This is a genomic window from Streptomyces caniscabiei (assembly GCF_014930365.1).
In the GTDB taxonomy this organism is placed as follows: Bacteria; Actinomycetota; Actinomycetes; order Streptomycetales; family Streptomycetaceae; genus Streptomyces; species Streptomyces caniscabiei.
This window is the reverse complement of record NZ_JABXWI010000012.1, coordinates 182,346-198,595: the sequence shown is the minus strand read 5'-3', so window position 1 is coordinate 198,595 and position 16,250 is coordinate 182,346. Positions and strand designations below refer to the sequence as shown.

The following is a 16,250-nucleotide window of genomic DNA, read 5'->3' as shown; positions in this document are numbered from 1 at the left end:
GTTGAGGGGGACTCGATGAGTGACGGATACGCGGTCCGGGCCGAGGGCCTGGAGAAGCGGTACGGGGAGAAACGCGCGCTGGACGGCTTCGACCTCACCGTCCGTGAGGGCACGGTGCACGGCCTGCTCGGCCCGAACGGCGCGGGCAAGACCACCGCCGTGCGCATCCTCTCCACGCTGCTGCGCCTGGACGGCGGCCGGGCGACGGTGGCCGGCCTCGACGTGGCGCGCGACCCGCGCGAGGTGCGGGCCCGGATCGGCCTGACGGGTCAGTACGCCGCCGTGGACGAGGTGCTGACCGGCCGTCAGAACCTGGAGATGTTCGGCCGGCTGTTCCACCTCGGCGGGAAGCGGGCGAAGCTGCGCGCGGTCGAGCTGCTCGACCGGTTCGACCTCACCGACGCCGCCGACAAGGGCGTCGGCAAGTACAGCGGCGGCATGCGGCGCCGGCTCGACCTCGCCGCGTCGATGATCCTCGCCCCGGCCGTCCTCTTCCTCGACGAGCCGACGACCGGCCTCGACCCGCGCAGCCGGGGCGAAGTCTGGGAATCCGTAAGGGCGTTGGTGGCGAGCGGTACGACCGTGCTGCTCACCACGCAGTATCTGGAGGAGGCCGACCGCCTCGCCTCGCGCATCACCGTCATCGACCAGGGCCGGGCCATCGCGGACGACACCCCGGACGGGCTGAAGAGCACGGTCGGCGGCGACCGCATCGAGGTCGTCGTCGCCGAGCGCGCCGACATCCCGCGCGCGGTGAAGGTCGTCGCCCGGGTCTCGGACGGTGAACCGGAGTCGGACGAGACGGAGTTGCGGGTCCACGCGCGCGTGACCGACCGTGTCGCGGCCCTCACCGAGGTGGCCCGCACCCTCCAGGACGAGGGCGTACGGGTCGAGGACATCGGCCTGCGCAGGCCCAGCCTGGACGACGTGTTCCTGCGCCTGACCGGCCACCGCACGGAGAAGACCGACGAGAAGGCCGAGGGGGCCGCCGCATGACCACCGTCGACCCGAACGCCGTCGCCGCCAGGAGCGTCGCCACGAGCGCCGTCGACCTGGACGTGTCGAGCGGGCACGGCCGTACGTACTGGGTGCTGGCCGACGTCTGGAACATCGTCCGCCGCGGCCTCACCCACTACCGGCGCCAACCGGTCAACATCGCCTGGCAGTTGGGCTTCCCGATCCTCTCCGTCCTCCTCTACGGCTATGTCTTCGGCAGCGCCATGCAGGTGCCCGGCGGCGGGGACTACCGGGACTTCCTGATGCCGGGGATGTTCGTCATGACGATGGCCTTCGGGTTCATCAACACGGCGACCCTCGTGGTCTACGACTCCACCAAGGGCGTCATCGACCGGTTCCGCTCCATGCCGATGACGCCGTCGGCGGTGGTCGCGGGGCGCGGTGTCACCGATCTCCTCGTCGCCTGTGCCGAGTTGGCCATCATGATGCTGACGGCTCTCGCGATGGGCTGGCGTCCGGACGCGGGCCTCGGCTTCCTGGCCGCGTTCGGCCTGCTGCTCTGGCTGCGCTTCGCGCTCATCTGGATCGGCGTCTGGCTGGGGCTGCTGGTGCCCAACCCGGAGGCGGCGGGCGGTCTCTTCGCGGTCGCCTTCCCGCTGACCATGATCTCCAGCATCTTCGTCGCCCCGCAGCTCATGCCGGACTGGCTGGGCTGGATCGCCGCCTGGAACCCGATCTCCTCCACGGCAGCCGCGACCCGCGACCTGTTCGGCACACCGGTCGGCGGCGGTGACTCCTGGATCGAGGAGAACGCGCTGCTGATGGCCGGGGTGTGGCCGGTGGTGCTGACGCTGGTCTTCCTGCCGCTGGCGGTGCGGAGGTTCCAGAAGCTGAGCCGGTGAGCCGGTGAGCCGGTGAGCACGCTCAGGGGCGTCCGGTGTATCAGGTGACGCCGGACGCCTTGACGTGTTCATGCGATCTGTCTTCCATGGGAGGTGCGGGGAGTGGGAGCGCTCCCACTCTGTTCCGGCCCCGCGCCTCCCGAGGAGGAAGCAGCGCTATGTTCCGCAGCTTACGGAGAACCCTGGGCGCCCTGTGCGCGGCCGCCGCCGTGCTCACGCTGCCCCTGGCCGGCGGCGCGCACGCGGCGGCCGGTGTGACTGGTGCGGCCGAGAAGGCCGCCGTGGCCGAGGCCGGTGCCGGTTACTGGCGCACCAGCGGCCGGCAGATCCTGGACGCGAACGGTCAGTCCGTCCGTATCGCCGGTGTCAACTGGTTCGGCTTCGAGACCGCCAACCACGTCACCCACGGCCTCTGGTCCCGCGACTACAAGAGCATGATCGACCAGATGAAGTCGCTGGGCTACAACACCATCCGGATGCCCTACAGCGACGACATCCTCAAGCCCGGCACCCTGCCCGACAGCATCAACCACTCCGACGGCAAGAACGCCGATCTCCAGGGCCTGACCTCGCTCCAGGTGCTGGACAAGATCGTCGCGTACGCCGGTCAGAGCGGCCTGAAGATCATCCTCGACCGGCACCGCCCGGACGCGGCGGGCCAGTCGGCCCTCTGGTACACCTCGGCCGTCCCCGAGACGACGTGGATCACCAACCTCAAGGCGCTGGCCACCCGTTACAAGGGCAACCCGACCGTCGTCGGCATCGACCTGCACAACGAGCCCCACGATCCCGCCTGCTGGGGCTGCGGCGACACGGCCAGGGACTGGCGGCTGGCCGCCCAGCGCGCCGGGAACGCGGTCCTGTCCGTCAACCCCGAACTGCTGATCCTCGTCGAGGGCGTCCAGTCGTTCAACGGAGTCTCGGGCTGGTGGGGCGGCAATCTGATGGGCGTGGCCCAGTACCCCGTCCAGCTGGACGTGCCCAACCGGGTGGTGTACTCGGCCCACGACTACGCCACGAGCGTCGCCCAGCAGAGCTGGTTCAGCGATCCGTCCTTCCCGGCCAACATGCCGGGCGTCTGGGACAGGTACTGGGGCTACATCTTCAAGCAGAACATCGCGCCGGTGTGGCTCGGTGAGTTCGGCACGACCCTCCAGTCCACCGTCGACCAGCGCTGGCTGGCGGCGCTGGTGACCTATCTGCGCTCGACCTCCGCCAACGGCGCGGACTCCTTCCACTGGACCTTCTGGTCCTGGAACCCCAACTCCGGTGACACCGGCGGCATCCTGAAGGACGACTGGCAGACCGTGGACACGGTCAAGGACGGCTACCTGGCGAGCATCAAGGCCCCCGGCTTCCCGCCCGGCGGGGGCACCGGTCCCGGCGACCCGGAGGATCCCGGTGACCCCGGTGACCCGGGCGGCGGGACGCCCGCCTGCACCGCCGCCTACACCGTCAGCAGCGACTGGGGCAGTGGCTTCAACGCCGAGGTGAAGGTCACCAACACCTCCGCGACCGCGATCGGTTCCTGGAAGGTGACCTGGACCTGGCCCGGCTCCCAGCGGGTGACGAACATGTGGAACGCCTCCCACACCCAGAGCGGGGCGACGGTCACGGCGACCAACGCGGCCCACAACGGGGCGCTCGCGGCGGGCGCTTCGGCGAGCTTCGGCTTCGGGGGCGCGCCCGGGGGCGGAGGTGTGCCGAGCGTGAGCTGCGCGGCGGCCTGAGAGGGGTGTGCCGGGAGCGCGTCCTGAGGCTCCCCGTGCTGTGAGGGGCGTGTCCAGGATGGGGGTAACTGCCCCTTTCTGTGAAGCAGTTGAGAGTAAGCAATGACTCAATTCGGTCAAGTCTTGGTCGAATGAGTTCTTGCGGGGTGTGGTCTTCGGGAACCATGCCGCACGGGCCGCGTACCCGCGGCCCGTGAACCCCCCTCACCGTTGCGAGAGAACTCCATGAGAAGAAGCGCAGCCGTGCTGTGCGGCGCCGGTGTCGTCCTGGCCGGGACGCTCAGCGCCGTGCCCGCCAACGCGAGCGGGTCGCCCGCCGCGAACACCGTCCAGGCCGCCGCGGCGAAGGTCGCCTGGAAGAAGTGCGCCACGGACAACTACCCGACGCTGCAGTGCGCGTCGGTGAAGGTGCCGCTCGACTACGCGAAGCCGAGCGGGAAGAAGATCACGCTGGCGCTGTCCCGCGTGCCGCACACCTCGAAGACGTACCAGGGCCCGCTCCTGGTCAACCCGGGCGGCCCCGGCGGCAGCGGTCTGACGCTGGCCGGATTCGTCGCCTCCTCGCTGCCGAAGAAGGTCGCGTCCCAGTACGACGTCATCGGCTTCGACCCGCGTGGTGTGGGCGCCAGCAAGCCCGCCCTCAACTGCAAGCCCGGGTACTTCAACCCGGTGCGCCCGGACTCCGTGCCCAGCACGGCCGCGATAGAGAAGGCGAACATCGAGCGCGCCCGGTCCTTCGCCAAGGCCTGCGGCACGAAGCACAAGGACGTTCTGCCGTACATCAACACGGTCAGCGCCGTGAAGGACCTGGACTCGATCCGCAAGGCCCTCGGCGCCAAGAAGATCAACTACTTCGGCTACTCGTACGGCACCTACCTCGGCGCGGTCTACGCGAAGCTCTACCCCGAGCGTGTACGCCGCCTGGTGCTCGACTCGATCGTCGACCCGACCGGCGTCTGGTACGAGGACAACCTCGACCAGGACTACGCCTTCGACAAGCGCCACAAGGCGTTCATGAAGTGGGTCGCCAAGTACAACTCCACGTACAAGCTCGGCACCGACCCGAAGAAGGTCGAGGCCAAGTGGTACGCCATGCGGGCCGAGCTGGCCAAGAAGCCGGTCGGCGGCAAGGTGAAGGTGGGCGCCTCCGAGCTGGAGGACACCTTCCTCCCCGGCGGCTACTACAACGGCTACTGGCCCTTCCTCGCCGAGGCGTTCGCGGCCTACGTGGGCGACAAGAACGGTGACCCGCTGGTCGAGGCGTACCAGAACTTCGCCGCCGTCGACTCCTCCGGCGACAACGGCTACAGCGTCTACACCTCGGTGCAGTGCCGTGACGCGTCCTGGCCGCGCGACTGGAAGAAGTGGCAGAAGGACAACTGGGCCGTCTACAAGAAGGCGCCCTTCATGACCTGGAACAACGCCTGGTACAACGCGCCGTGCGCGTTCTGGCCGACCAAGTCGCTGAAGCCGGTGAACGTCGCCAACAGCAAGCTCCCGGCGACGCTGCTCTTCCAGGCCACGGACGACGCGGCCACCCCGTACCAGGGCGGTGTCACCGTCCACAAGCTGCTCAAGAACTCCAGCCTGGTCGTCGAGCAGGGCGGCGGCAACCACGGCATCACGCTGAGCGGCAACAGCTGCCTCGACAAGTACCTGGCCACCTACCTCACCAACGGCAAGGTGCCGCACGGCAAGGGCAAGGTCGACGCCACCTGCAAGAAGCTGGCCGACCCGAAGCCCGCGGCCCCGCAGGAGGCTTCCGCCCAGTCGACGCTGAGCACGCAGGGGCCGGCCGCGACCGGCGGTGAGACCCTGCACGACATCCTCGGCTACCGCGGCTGAGCGTCACCGTCACGCTGAAGAACGCGAAGGGCGCCCGGCAGCACGTGCTGCCGGGCGCCCTTCGGTGTCATACGGGAGTGATCGTGGTCAGAGCTTCTCGATCACGTAGTCGACGCACTTGGTGAGGGCCTCGACGTCCGCCGGGTCGATCGCCGGGAACATGGCGACACGGAGCTGGTTGCGGCCGAGCTTGCGGTAGGGCTCGGTGTCGACGATGCCGTTGGCGCGCAGGACCTTGGCGACGGCGGCGGCGTCGATCTCGTCAGAGAAGTCGATCGTGCCGATGACCTGGGAGCGCTTGGCCGCGTCCGTGACGAACGGGCTCGCGTACTTGCTCTCCTCCGCCCAGGTGTACAGCCGGGTCGAGGAGTCCTTCGTCCGGGCCGTCGACCAGCTCAGACCGCCCTGGCCGTTGATCCACTCCAGCTGCTGGTTCAGCAGGAAGAGGGTGGCGAGCGCCGGGGTGTTGTACGTCTGGTTCTTGCGGGAGTTGTCGATCGCCGTCGGCAGGCTGAAGAACTCCGGGACGTGCCGGCCGGAGGCGTGGATCCGCTCGGCGCGCTCGATGGCGGCCGGGGAGAAGACGCCGATCCAGAGGCCGCCGTCGGAGGCGAAGGACTTCTGCGGGGCGAAGTAGTAGACGTCGGTCTCGGTGATGTCGACGGGCAGGCCGCCGGCGCCGGACGTGGCGTCGACCAGGACGAGGGCGCCCTCGTCGGCGCCGGACACGCGCTTGATGGGGGCGGCGACACCGGTCGAGGTCTCGTTGTGGGTGAAGGCGTAGACGTCGACGCCCGCCTCGGCCTGCGGCTCGGGGTGCGTGCCGGGGTCGGAGGAGACGACCGTCGGCTCGGCGAGCCAGGGGGCGAGCTTCGCGGCCTTGGCGAACTTCGAGCTGAACTCGCCGAAGGTCAGGTGCTGGCTCTTGTTCTCGATCAGGCCGTGCGTCGCGACGTCCCAGAACGCGGTGGAGCCGCCGTTGCCGAGGACGACCTCGTAGCCCTCGGGGAGGGAGAACAGCTCGCTGATGCCCGCGCGGACCTGGCCGACCAGGTTCTTCACCGGGGCCTGGCGGTGGGAGGTGCCGAGCAGAGAGGTACCGGTCGCGGCCAGGGCGTCCAGCGCCTCCGTCCGCACCTTGGAGGGGCCCGCGCCGAAACGTCCGTCGGCGGGCTTGATGTCAGCGGGGATCTGGATATCAGCCACGACCGCGAGCCTATCCGCTCCGCGAAACGGGGGCGAAACGTCGTCCGTCGGATGAGACGGGGCCGGGGTGCCTAGTAGCTCGGGGGTGCGGGTTTCGTCGGCGGGTGCGGGTGGGTGGGGGCTTCTCGCGCAGTTCCCCGCGCCCCTGAGGGCCTACGGCCCTTTCGGGCCGAAAAAAGCCGGGGCGCAGCCCCGCTTTTTTCAGGGGCGCGGGGAACTGCGCGACCAGCCCCCACCGGACGGACGCTGGGGGTCAAAGGGGCGCAGCCCCTGGGATGGGACGGGTAGGGGCGGCGGGGGCGAGAAACGCCGCGCTCAACCCCCACGCACCGGCCCCGGTGAGAACCGCACCGGCAGCTCCACCAACCCTCGTAGCCACGGCGACGCCCGACGCGTCAGCGAGGCCGCCGGTACCGCCAGGTCCAGGTCCGGGAGGCGGTCCAGCAGCACCTCGATACCCGTCCGCGCGATGACCTCCGCGGTCTCCTGCGCCGGGAACGGACACCGGTGCTCCCCGTGCCCGAACGAGAAGTGCGCGTTGTTGCCACCGGTCAGGGCGGAGCCGTCCGTGCGTACCCGCGGATCCGAGTTCGCCCCCTGAAGACCCAGCAGCACCAGGTCACCCGCACGGAGGACGCGGCCGCCGAGACGCGTGTCCCGGGTGGCCCAGCGCCCGGCCGCGTTCTGGATCGGCGCGTCCTCCCACAGCACCTCGTTCATGGCCTCGGCCACACTGCTGCGCCCACCGAACAGCGACGCCGCGAACCGCTCGTCCGTCAGCATCAGCCGCAGCGAGTTGCCGATCCAGTCCGCCGTCGGCTGGTGCCCCACCGCCAGCATCACCATCACATCGTGCGTGACCTCCTCCACCGTCACCTCGTACGCCCGCGCGTTCGCCAGCAGCCGCGACACCACGTCGTCCCCGGGCCGCTGCCGACGCTCCGCCACCAGCCGCCCCATCGCCGACCGCAGATACCCCTCGGCCGCCACCGCCCGGCCCTGCCCGTCGAGGATGTCGTTCAGCGCCGCCACCAGCCCCGGCCCGTGCTCCTCGCGGAAGCCGAACAGGAACGCCAGCACCCGCGCGGGCAGCGGCGCCGCGAACTGCCCCACCAGATCCGCCGCGCCCACCCCGCACACCACGTCGATCAACTCATCGGCGAACCGCTCGACATGACCGCGCAGCTCCAGCGGGTCGACCGCCTCCCACGCCTCCTCGATCAGCGCGGCGCGCTGCCGATGCCGCTCGCCGACCGTGCCGAGGACCGACGGCTGCTCCCGGCTGATCACGGGCAGCAGCGGCCAGTCGGCCGGGATGTTCGGCCACTGGTTCCACAGCTCGGAGTCCCGGCTGAACAGCTCGGGATCGCTCGTCACCTGGTGCAGCTCGCGGTAGCCGAGCACCAGCCACGCCGGTACGCCCCCGTCCAGCAGCACGGGCACGACCTCCCCGTGCTTCCACCGCAACTCCCGGTACAGGGAGGCGGGTTCACCCTGGAACCGCGCGCCGAAGAGCGGTACGGGTACGGGCACGGCATCGGGCACGGCACCGGATACGGAGTGGCCGTCGCCGTTCTCAGAGGTTGCGAAGTCCAACTAACACCTGCTCCAGAATGTCCATGTCGACCAGCGTGGCCCGGTTCGGATGCCGGGCGCTGACCCGGCCGGCCGCGAGGAGGTCGGTGAGCAGCACCTTGGTGATGCTCACCGGCAGCCGCAGTTCGGCGGCGATCTCCACCACCGCCGTCGGCCGTTCCGTCAGCCGCAGGATCGTCACGTGCTCCGACTGCATGCCCGGCACCGGCTGGCTCTCCGCGACCACCAGGGTCACCAGGTCGAGCGGTGCTCCGGGCGCGGACCGGATCCGTCCCCCGGTGAGCGTGTACAGCCGGTCGGGCAGGTCGTCCCTGCCGGGCCGGCTCATGACGTACGGGGCGCCAGAGCCGTGGCCGTGGCCACGGTCGTCGTCGTACCCGTGGTGCCACCGGCGGCCGTACCCGTCGGGTGGCGGGGCCGCGCGCTCAGGTGCTCGCCCAGCTGTTCGACCAGCTCGCTCATGTTGTGCCCGACGAGCCCGGCGTCCGCCTCCTCCTCCGTCACCACGGCCAGATGCGCGCCCTCGCCCGCCTCCACGATGAACAGGACCCCGCCGTAGAACTCCGCCATCGCCGACCGCACGCCCCCGCTGCCGTCGCCGAACTGGATGGACGCCCCGTGGGACAGCGACTGGATGCCGGCGGCGATCGCGGCCAGCTGGTCGGCCTGGTCGACGGAGAGCTCGGGCGTACGGCACAGTTTCAGGCCGTCCCGGGAGAGGACGAGCGCGTGCCGGGCGCCCGGAGTGCGTTCCAGCAACCCCTCCATGAGCCAGGTGAGCCTGTCGTCGGCGGTGGAGCCGGTGCCGGTCATGGGGTGTGGTCGCCTTCCGGGTGGGGGTGCGTGCGGGGGGCTGGGGCCGGTGCCGAGGCCCGGGGCGGCTCGCCGCCCGGACCGGGGGCCGGCCGATCCGCGGACGGCTCGGACCGCGCGTACGGGGGGTACGGGGCGTACGGGTTGTACGGGGCGCGGGCCTGGTCCCGGTCGGTGGCCTGATCCGGGTCTGGATCTGGATCAGGATTTGATTCAAGATCCGGATCAGTCGTCGGGGCCGCGTACGGGGCTGGATTCGCGTACGGGGACGGGGGCGGGGCCGAGTCCGGGTACGACGCTCGGAGCGCGTACGGGGATGAGTCCAGGCCAGGGGGGAAGCCCGACGCCGAGCCCGCGTTCGGCTCCGTGTCCGTGTCCGCGTCCGCGTTCGTGCCGAGGTCCGAGTCCGGGTTCGTGTCCGGGACCGCGTAGGCGGAGAACGGGGCCGGGCCCGCGGTGGGGGCGGTGTGCTCGTCCGGGGCGGGGCGGGTGTCCCGTACGGGCTCCCAGGCCGGCTCGCGTACCGGGTCGAGTTCCCACTTCGCCTCTCCCGCGGGGTCCGGTGCCCACGGCAGTTCCGCGGCGGCCTCCGCCTCCCACACCGCCTGCTTCGCCGCCTCCGGCTGCCACGCGAGTCCGCGCGCGGGCTCGGGCTCCCATTCCGTCTCCGGCAGGGGCCCGGGTGCCCAGCCGGTCTCCTGGACGGGCTCGGGTTCCGGTCCGGGTTCCCACGCGGCTCCCCCTACGGCCCCCCACTGCGGCTCCCGTACGGGCTCCAGCTCGGCCTGCCCTACGGTCTCGGCGGGCGGGGCGGCCTCCCGTACGGGTTCCAGGGCGGCCTCCGGTGCGGGAGGTCCGGCAGGGGGCACGTACCGGTCGACGGAGGCGGCCGGGTTCGGGTGCTGGTCCACGGCGGAGGCCGGGTCCGACGGTGTCGAGGGGACCGGCGTCGCCGTCGAGCCTTCGTCGCCCGTGGCCGTGCCCTGGACGAATGCCTGGTCCAGTCCGCCCGTGCCCCGCACCGCGCGCCGGAAGCTGCTGAAGCGGACCGCGCCGGTGCCGGCGTCCGCGGCGGGCCGGGAGGCGCGCTCCGGACGGGACGCGGTGTCGGCGGCCTGCGCCCTGGTGCGGGCCTCCGCGTCCGCGAGGGACTGGCCGCGCCGGCGCCTGGGGAGGGCGTCGGAAGGGGCGGTGCCGGTGGTGTCGTCGCCGGCCTCGCCGGGGGTGGCAGGGGAGCCGGACCCGGTGTCGGAGTGCGCCCCGGGCTCGGAGGCGTACGCGCCGGCGGACCCGGAGTCGAACGCCGGCCTGCCCGAGCCGAATTCCGAGCCGAATTCCGAGCCGAATTCCGAGCTGAACGACGAGGTGAACGGGGAGGTGTACGGGGCGCCGTACCCCGGAGAGCCCATCGGTGCGTTGCCCGTTGCGTTGCCCGTTGCGTTGCCCGGCGTGTCCGTCGGTGGAGCCGGAGGGGTGCGCCGGTAGCCGGACAGGGAGTCGATCAGCGCGTCGGCCACGGGGTCGGCGACCGGCGGGGCGGGGCGCTCCGGCGGGAACTCGTGCATGGGCGTCGGCTCGGCGTCCAGGTCGTGCGGGGCGCGCACGCCCGCGTACGGCGGCGGGACGGGCGTGGACCCCGCGCCGGACCCCCACGTGGGCGAGGCAGGCGCGGGCGAGGCGGTCGTGTGAGACGTGGTGGGGGACGCCGTCGTGTGAGACGTGGTGGGGGACGCCGTCGTGGGGATCGTGCTGGCCAGGACGTCCTGCGGGATGAGCATCAGGACGCCCGTACCGCCGCGCGCGGACGGCCGGAAGGAGATCTTCAGCCCGTGCTTGCGGGCGAGGCGGCCGACGACGGCGAGTCCGAGACGCGTGCCGGACAGACTCGCGAGGTCGGCCGTCTCGCCCGACACGGCGCGTTCGGCGCGACGGAGCTGGATGTCGCTCATGACCAGCCCCGAGTCCTCGACGGAGACGATCGCGCCGGCCGGGACCTCCTCGACGTACACATGGACCTCGGCGGTCGGCGGCGAGAAGTTGGCCGCGTTGTCGAGGAGTTCGGCGAGCGCGTGCATGACGCCCTCGGCGGCGTGGCCGGCGACGGCGGCCTCGCTGGAGGAGTGCAGCCGCACCCGGCGGTAGGCGCCGATCCGGCCCATCGCGCCCCGCAGGATCGACTCCATGGGGATCGGCCGTGCCCAGCGGCGGCCCGAGCGAGCGCCCGCGAGGACGGCGACGGAGTCGGCGAGCCGGCCCGCCTGGGCGGTGCGGTGGTCGAGGTGGAGGAGGTCGGCGAGGACGTCCTCGTCGGCGTGACGTTCCTCCATGGCCCGCAGATCGGCGAGGGTGCCGGTGGCGAGGGCCTGCATCCGGCCGGCCACGTTGGCGGTCACGGCGAGGAGCGCGGTGCGGTCGGTCTCGGCCCGTTCGGCGCGTTCGGCGAGCAGGGACCGCTCCTGGGCGGTCTCCCGCGCCGCACGGTCGCGTTCGTCGGACAGCCGTTCGCGCTCGCGCTCGGCCTCCGTGGTCAGCCGTGCCCGTTCCCGGGCGAACTCGGCCGCGATCCGCGCCCGTTCCTGGACGAACTCCTCGGTCAGCCGGCCGCGTTCCTGGGTGTGCTCCTCGGCCGTCCTGGCCCGTTCCTGGAGCAGCAGACCGGTTTCCCGGGAGACCGCGGTCAGCCGCTCGCGCAGCAGCCGCACCGACACGCGCGCGTGCACGGCGACCGCGACGGTCAGTGTCAGCAGCAGCGCGGCCACGCCCGCGCCGGCCGCGAGGGGGATGCGTACGTCCGGCGGCGCCGGCGCGACGACCGCGCCGACGGCGGTCGCGGAGAGCACGGCGGTCACCAGGGGTAGCGGAAGGACTGAGCGCGGTGCGGGGCGTTCGCCCGGCGGGCGAGGGGGGCTGGGCGCGGTCATCGGCTGGTGTCCTCGGTCGGTTCTGGACTCGGTAACGCAGTCGGTTCCTGGAGGCGGTAACTCGGTCGGTCCCTGAACGAGAAGCGACGTCTGGTGCTCAATTGGGCGTCACTATATGGGAGTTCGTGACGGTGGTTGGCCGGTTTCGGGTTAGCTCCGCGGAATCCGGCCAACGTGCCCGGTGAGCGGCGCGCCGCCTGTCCACGGAGCGGACGATCACCTGGGGGTCGTACGCCGTCACTGTCAGTGGTCGGGTGCATCCTGGAACGCATGACGGACTTCGGGGGTACGGCGGGCCGTGCGACGGGCCGTGGTGCCGCGCCCGCGCGGGGCACGGCGGGGGACGCGGACACGGGTGAGGCGGCCGCGCGCGAGGCGGACACGGCGGGGACGCGGCGCGCGCTGTCGGCCGCGCTGCGGGCGGCGGGCGTACGCGGCCAGGCCGCGTTCGACGCGACCGCACGCGCGCTGACGACGATGGACGCGTCCAACTACCGCCGGGTGCCGCTGGGCGTGGTCGCGCCCCGGGACGCGGACGACGTCGCGGCCGTCCTGTCCGTGTGCCGCGAGCACGGCGTCCCGGTCGTCGCACGCGGCGGCGGCACGTCGATCGCCGGGCAGGCCACGGGCACCGGCGTCGTCCTGGACTTCACCCGCCATCTGAACCGGCTGGTCTCCCTCGACCCCGAGGCGCGCACGGCGGTCGTCCAGCCCGGCCTGGTCCTGGACCGCCTCCAGGAGGCCGCCGCCCCGCACGGCCTGCGCTTCGGCCCCGACCCCTCCACCCACAGCCGCTGCACCCTCGGCGGCATGATCGGCAACAACTCGTGCGGCTCGCACTCGGTCGCCTGGGGCACCACGGCCGACAGCGTGCGCGAGCTGTCGGTGATCGGGGCACGCGGCGACGCACGGCGCCTGGCCCAGGGCTGGTCCGGCGCCCCGGACGGCCTCCGCCCGCTGGTGGAGCGGGAGTTGGCCCGCCTGCGCACCGGCTTCCCCGACCTCCCCCGCCGGATCTCCGGGTACGCCCTCGACGCCCTCCTCCCGGAGAACGGCGCGGACGTCGCCCGCTCCTTCTGCGGCTCCGAGGGCACGCTCGGTGTGCTCACGGAAGCGGTCGTACGGCTCGTCGAGGCCCCCCGCGCGCGTGCCCTCGCCGTCCTGGCGTACGCCGACGAGAGCGCGGCGGCCGAGGCCGCCCCCGGCCTGCTGCCGCTTGGCCCGCTCACGGTGGAGGGCATGGCGGCGGACCTCGTCCCACCGGGGGCGACCGGCCTCCCGGCGGGCGGGGCCTGGCTGTTCGTGGAGACGGGCGGCGACACCCCCGCCGAGGCACGGGCCCGCGCCGACGCCCTGGTCCGCGCGGCCGACGCCGCCGACGCCCTCGTGGTCACGGACCCCGCCGCGCAGCGCGCCCTCTGGCGCATCCGCGAGGACGCCAGCGGTACGGCCACCCGCATGCCCGACGGCACCGAGGCCTGGCCCGGCTGGGAGGACTGCGCCGTGCCACCGGCCCGACTCGGCGCGTACCTGCGGGACTTCCGGGGCCTGCTGCGCGCCCACGACCTGCGCGGCACGCCCTACGGCCACTTCGGCGACGGCTGCATCCACGTCCGTATCGACTTCGACCTCCTGACCCCGCCCGGCATCGCCCGCTTCCGCCGCTTCTCCGAGGAACTGGCCGCACTGGTCACCTCCCACGGCGGCTCCCTCTCCGGCGAACACGGCGACGGCCAGGCCCGCGCCGAACTCCTGCCGACGATGTACGGCACCGAGATGGTCCGGCTGTTCGAGCAGGTCAAGGGCGTCTGGGACCCCGACGACCTCCTGAACCCCGGCATGCTCGTCCGCCCCGCCCCCCTGGACACCAACCTCCGCTTCGCGGTCCTCCCCCGCACACCCGTGCCGGTGGAGTTCGCCTACCCGGACGACGGCGGCGACTTCTCCGCGGCGGTACGACGCTGTGTGGGCGTCGCGAAGTGCCGTACGACCGAGGTGAGTCCGGCCTCCGGAGCCGTCATGTGCCCCTCCTTCCGCGCCACCGGGGAGGAGGAGCACTCCACCCGGGGCCGCGCCCGCCTGCTGCACGAGATGCTGGCCGGGGAGGTGATCACCGACGGCTGGCGCTCGCCCGAGGTGCGCGACGCCCTCGACCTCTGCCTCTCCTGCAAGGGCTGCCGCTCCGACTGCCCGGTCGGCGTCGACATGGCCACGTACAAGGCGGAGTTCCTCCACCACCACTACGCGGGGCGCCGCCGCCCGGCCGCCCACTACGCGATGGGGTGGCTGCCGCTGTGGCTCCGCCTGGTCGCCCGTACGCGCACGGCCGGCCTCGTCGGCCTCCTCGCCGGGGTGCGCCCCCTGGCCGCGCTCGCGAAGCGGCTGGGCGGGATCGCGGCGGAGAGGGAGCTGCCCCGGCCGGCGAAGGTGCCGTTCGTGCGGTGGTACCGGCGGATGCTCAGGGAGGGGGCGGGGGCGGACGAGGTGGTTGCGGCGGGGGCCGCGCAGCCGCCGGGGGAGGAGCCGGTCGTCGAGGGTCCCTTCGGTGGTCCGGGTGCCCGGGGGCGGCGGACGTGGGGTCCGAGGCGCCGAGCCCTCGGCCCGGAGGAACTGGCGGACGTGCTCGCCGAGTTGGGCGCCGACGTGGACTTCGAGCCCGCCGACGACATCGAGGAGGACGGCTGCTCCGAGGGCGCCGAGGGCCTCGACGGCGGCGGGGGCGGTGCCGGTGGCGAGCCGGCGACGACGGTGTTGCTGTGGACGGACACGTTCACGGAGTACCTCTCGCCGTCCGTGGGGCGGGCGGCGCTGAAGGTGCTGGAGGCGGCCGGCCTGCGGGTGATCGTGCCGCCCACGCTGCGGGCGCGCCGCAGGCCCCCCTGGGCGCGGAGGGCGCGGAGGGCGGAGGCGGGCGGGGAGGCCGCCCTCACCGGTCCGCGACTCGCCCGCACCCTGTTCCCGCTGCGGCAGGGCCGGGTCTGCTGCGGACTGACGTACATCTCGACGGGCCAGCTCGACCGGGCCCGCGCGGTCCTGCGCCGCACGCTCGACCTGCTCGCAGTGTTCCTGAACCCCCCTGTTCCCCAGTGGATGTGGGACCAGGACCCGGACCAGGAGCAGGACTTCGCCCCCCGCCCCCTCCCCGTCGTCGTCCTCGAACCGAGCTGCGCGGCGACACTCCGCTCCGACCTCCCCGAACTCCTCCCCGACGACCCCCGGGCCCACCGACTCGCCGCCTCCGTCGTCACGTTCGCGGAGGCGCTGGAACGGCACGCCCCGCACTGGACGCCACCCGCCATCGACCGCCCGGTCGTCGGCCAGACCCACTGCCACCAGCACGCGGTCCTGGGCGACGCCCCCGACCGCCGCCTCCGCGCGGCCGCCGGCCTCACCGGCACCCTCAGCGGCGGCTGCTGCGGCCTCGCCGGCAACTTCGGCTTCGAGAAGGACCACTACGACGTCTCCGTGGCCTGCGCCGAGGAGCAACTCCTCCCGGCGGTACGGGACGCGGCCGACGACGCGCTCGTCCTGGCGGACGGCTTCTCCTGCCGCACCCAGCTGGAGCACCTCGCGGGGAGACGGGGGCTGCATCTGGCGGAGGTGCTGGCGGAAGGCCTGGCAGCGGCAGAGGAGCGGGCCGAGGATCGGGTGGAGCAGCGCAAGGAGGGCGGCGACCGGGACCGGTGAACCGGCGCCCGGCGGTCGGTGGCGTAGGGGCTCCTAGCCCGCGCCCCTAGGAGCCATGGTGCTCCGCCAGCCCCACCGCGCGGCCGTCCTCGTCCCACCGGATCTCCAGGATCCGTACGACGGCCTCACGGTCGAGGGGCCCGAACACATGGGGGAACAGCACCTCCCCGCCGACACCCGGCGGCGGGGCGGGCGCGGCGGCCTCGAACTCCACCCGGGCGCTCAGCCGTTCCTCGTCGAGGACGAGCACGTGCAACGGCTCCGGCGCGACCCGGTAGAAGGCGTTCACGACGGCCAGCGTGGTCGCCTCGTCCGGCGAACAGTGCACGAAACCGTCCTCCGGCAGCGACGCGGGGGCGTACGGCTGATCGGGTCGGGCGTTCCAGACGGCCAGGGATACGACGTGGTAGATCACGGGCCGGTTATACAGCAGCATCCGCCCCGCCCCACGCCCGCCCGCTCGCCCGCCACGCCCGCCCGCTCGCCCGCCACGCCCGCCCGCCCGCTCGCCCGCTCGCCCGCTCGCCCGCCCCGAGCCCGCCCGCTCGCCCGCCCCCATCGACCACCGACCTTGATCGATTCAGCGGCCCTCG

Annotated in this window: 11 protein-coding genes; 5 read left to right on the top strand and 6 right to left on the bottom strand. The window is 72.8% G+C overall.

Annotated elements, in window-relative coordinates:
- The first annotated feature begins 15 nt into the window (after positions 1–15).
- From HW837_RS31175 to HW837_RS31160, 4 genes are all read left to right on the top strand, one after another.
- On the top strand, positions 16–996 hold the full coding sequence (locus tag HW837_RS31175) for a daunorubicin resistance protein DrrA family ABC transporter ATP-binding protein (RefSeq protein WP_045556057.1): 981 nt from the start codon (positions 16–18) through the stop codon (positions 994–996).
- A complete protein-coding gene (locus tag HW837_RS31170) occupies positions 993–1,859 on the top strand; it encodes an ABC transporter permease (RefSeq protein WP_045556058.1) in 867 nt (288 codons plus the stop codon). Before HW837_RS31175 ends, HW837_RS31170 begins: the two co-directional genes overlap by 4 nt.
- Positions 1,860–2,017: 158 nt before the next feature.
- Positions 2,018–3,589 carry a cellulase family glycosylhydrolase gene (locus HW837_RS31165; protein ID WP_093789831.1) on the top strand — a complete coding sequence of 524 codons (1,572 nt, stop codon included), beginning with the start codon at positions 2,018–2,020 and terminating at the stop codon, positions 3,587–3,589.
- 225 nt (positions 3,590–3,814) lie between these two features.
- A complete protein-coding gene (locus HW837_RS31160; protein ID WP_045556060.1) occupies positions 3,815–5,434 on the top strand; it encodes an alpha/beta hydrolase in 1,620 nt (539 codons plus the stop codon).
- 87 nt (positions 5,435–5,521) lie between these two features.
- Here the strand turns inward: HW837_RS31160 and serC are convergent, their stop codons facing one another.
- The 5 genes from serC to HW837_RS31135 all read right to left on the bottom strand — a co-directional run bounded on the left by serC (position 5,522) and on the right by HW837_RS31135 (position 11,970).
- Complete coding sequence (serC, locus tag HW837_RS31155) at positions 5,522–6,640, bottom strand: phosphoserine transaminase (protein WP_045556061.1); 1,119 nt, start codon at positions 6,638–6,640, stop codon at positions 5,522–5,524.
- Positions 6,641–6,955: 315 nt separating this feature from the next.
- Positions 6,956–8,185, bottom strand: coding sequence for a cytochrome P450 (locus HW837_RS31150; RefSeq protein ID WP_093789830.1), 1,230 nt, complete (start codon positions 8,183–8,185; stop codon positions 6,956–6,958).
- Between the two features lie 31 nt (positions 8,186–8,216).
- Positions 8,217–8,564: a DUF742 domain-containing protein gene (locus HW837_RS31145; protein ID WP_045556063.1), complete on the bottom strand. Its 348-nt coding sequence runs from the start codon at positions 8,562–8,564 to the stop codon at positions 8,217–8,219.
- On the bottom strand, positions 8,561–9,049 hold the full coding sequence (locus HW837_RS31140) for a roadblock/LC7 domain-containing protein (RefSeq protein WP_045556064.1): 489 nt from the start codon (positions 9,047–9,049) through the stop codon (positions 8,561–8,563). The genes HW837_RS31145 and HW837_RS31140 overlap by 4 nt, the downstream gene beginning before the upstream one ends.
- Positions 9,046–11,970, bottom strand: coding sequence for a sensor histidine kinase (locus HW837_RS31135; protein ID WP_237270454.1), 2,925 nt, complete (start codon positions 11,968–11,970; stop codon positions 9,046–9,048). The genes HW837_RS31140 and HW837_RS31135 overlap by 4 nt, the downstream gene beginning before the upstream one ends.
- A 270-nt stretch (positions 11,971–12,240) precedes the next feature.
- On the opposite strand from HW837_RS31135, the gene HW837_RS31130 reads away from it, so the two are divergent.
- Positions 12,241–15,657: an FAD-binding and (Fe-S)-binding domain-containing protein gene (locus HW837_RS31130; protein ID WP_390623581.1), complete on the top strand. Its 3,417-nt coding sequence runs from the start codon at positions 12,241–12,243 to the stop codon at positions 15,655–15,657.
- A gap of 46 nt (positions 15,658–15,703) precedes the next feature.
- Here the strand turns inward: HW837_RS31130 and HW837_RS31125 are convergent, their stop codons facing one another.
- Complete coding sequence (locus tag HW837_RS31125) at positions 15,704–16,072, bottom strand: DUF952 domain-containing protein (RefSeq protein WP_045556390.1); 369 nt, start codon at positions 16,070–16,072, stop codon at positions 15,704–15,706.
- Between the last annotated feature and the right edge of the window lie 178 nt (positions 16,073–16,250).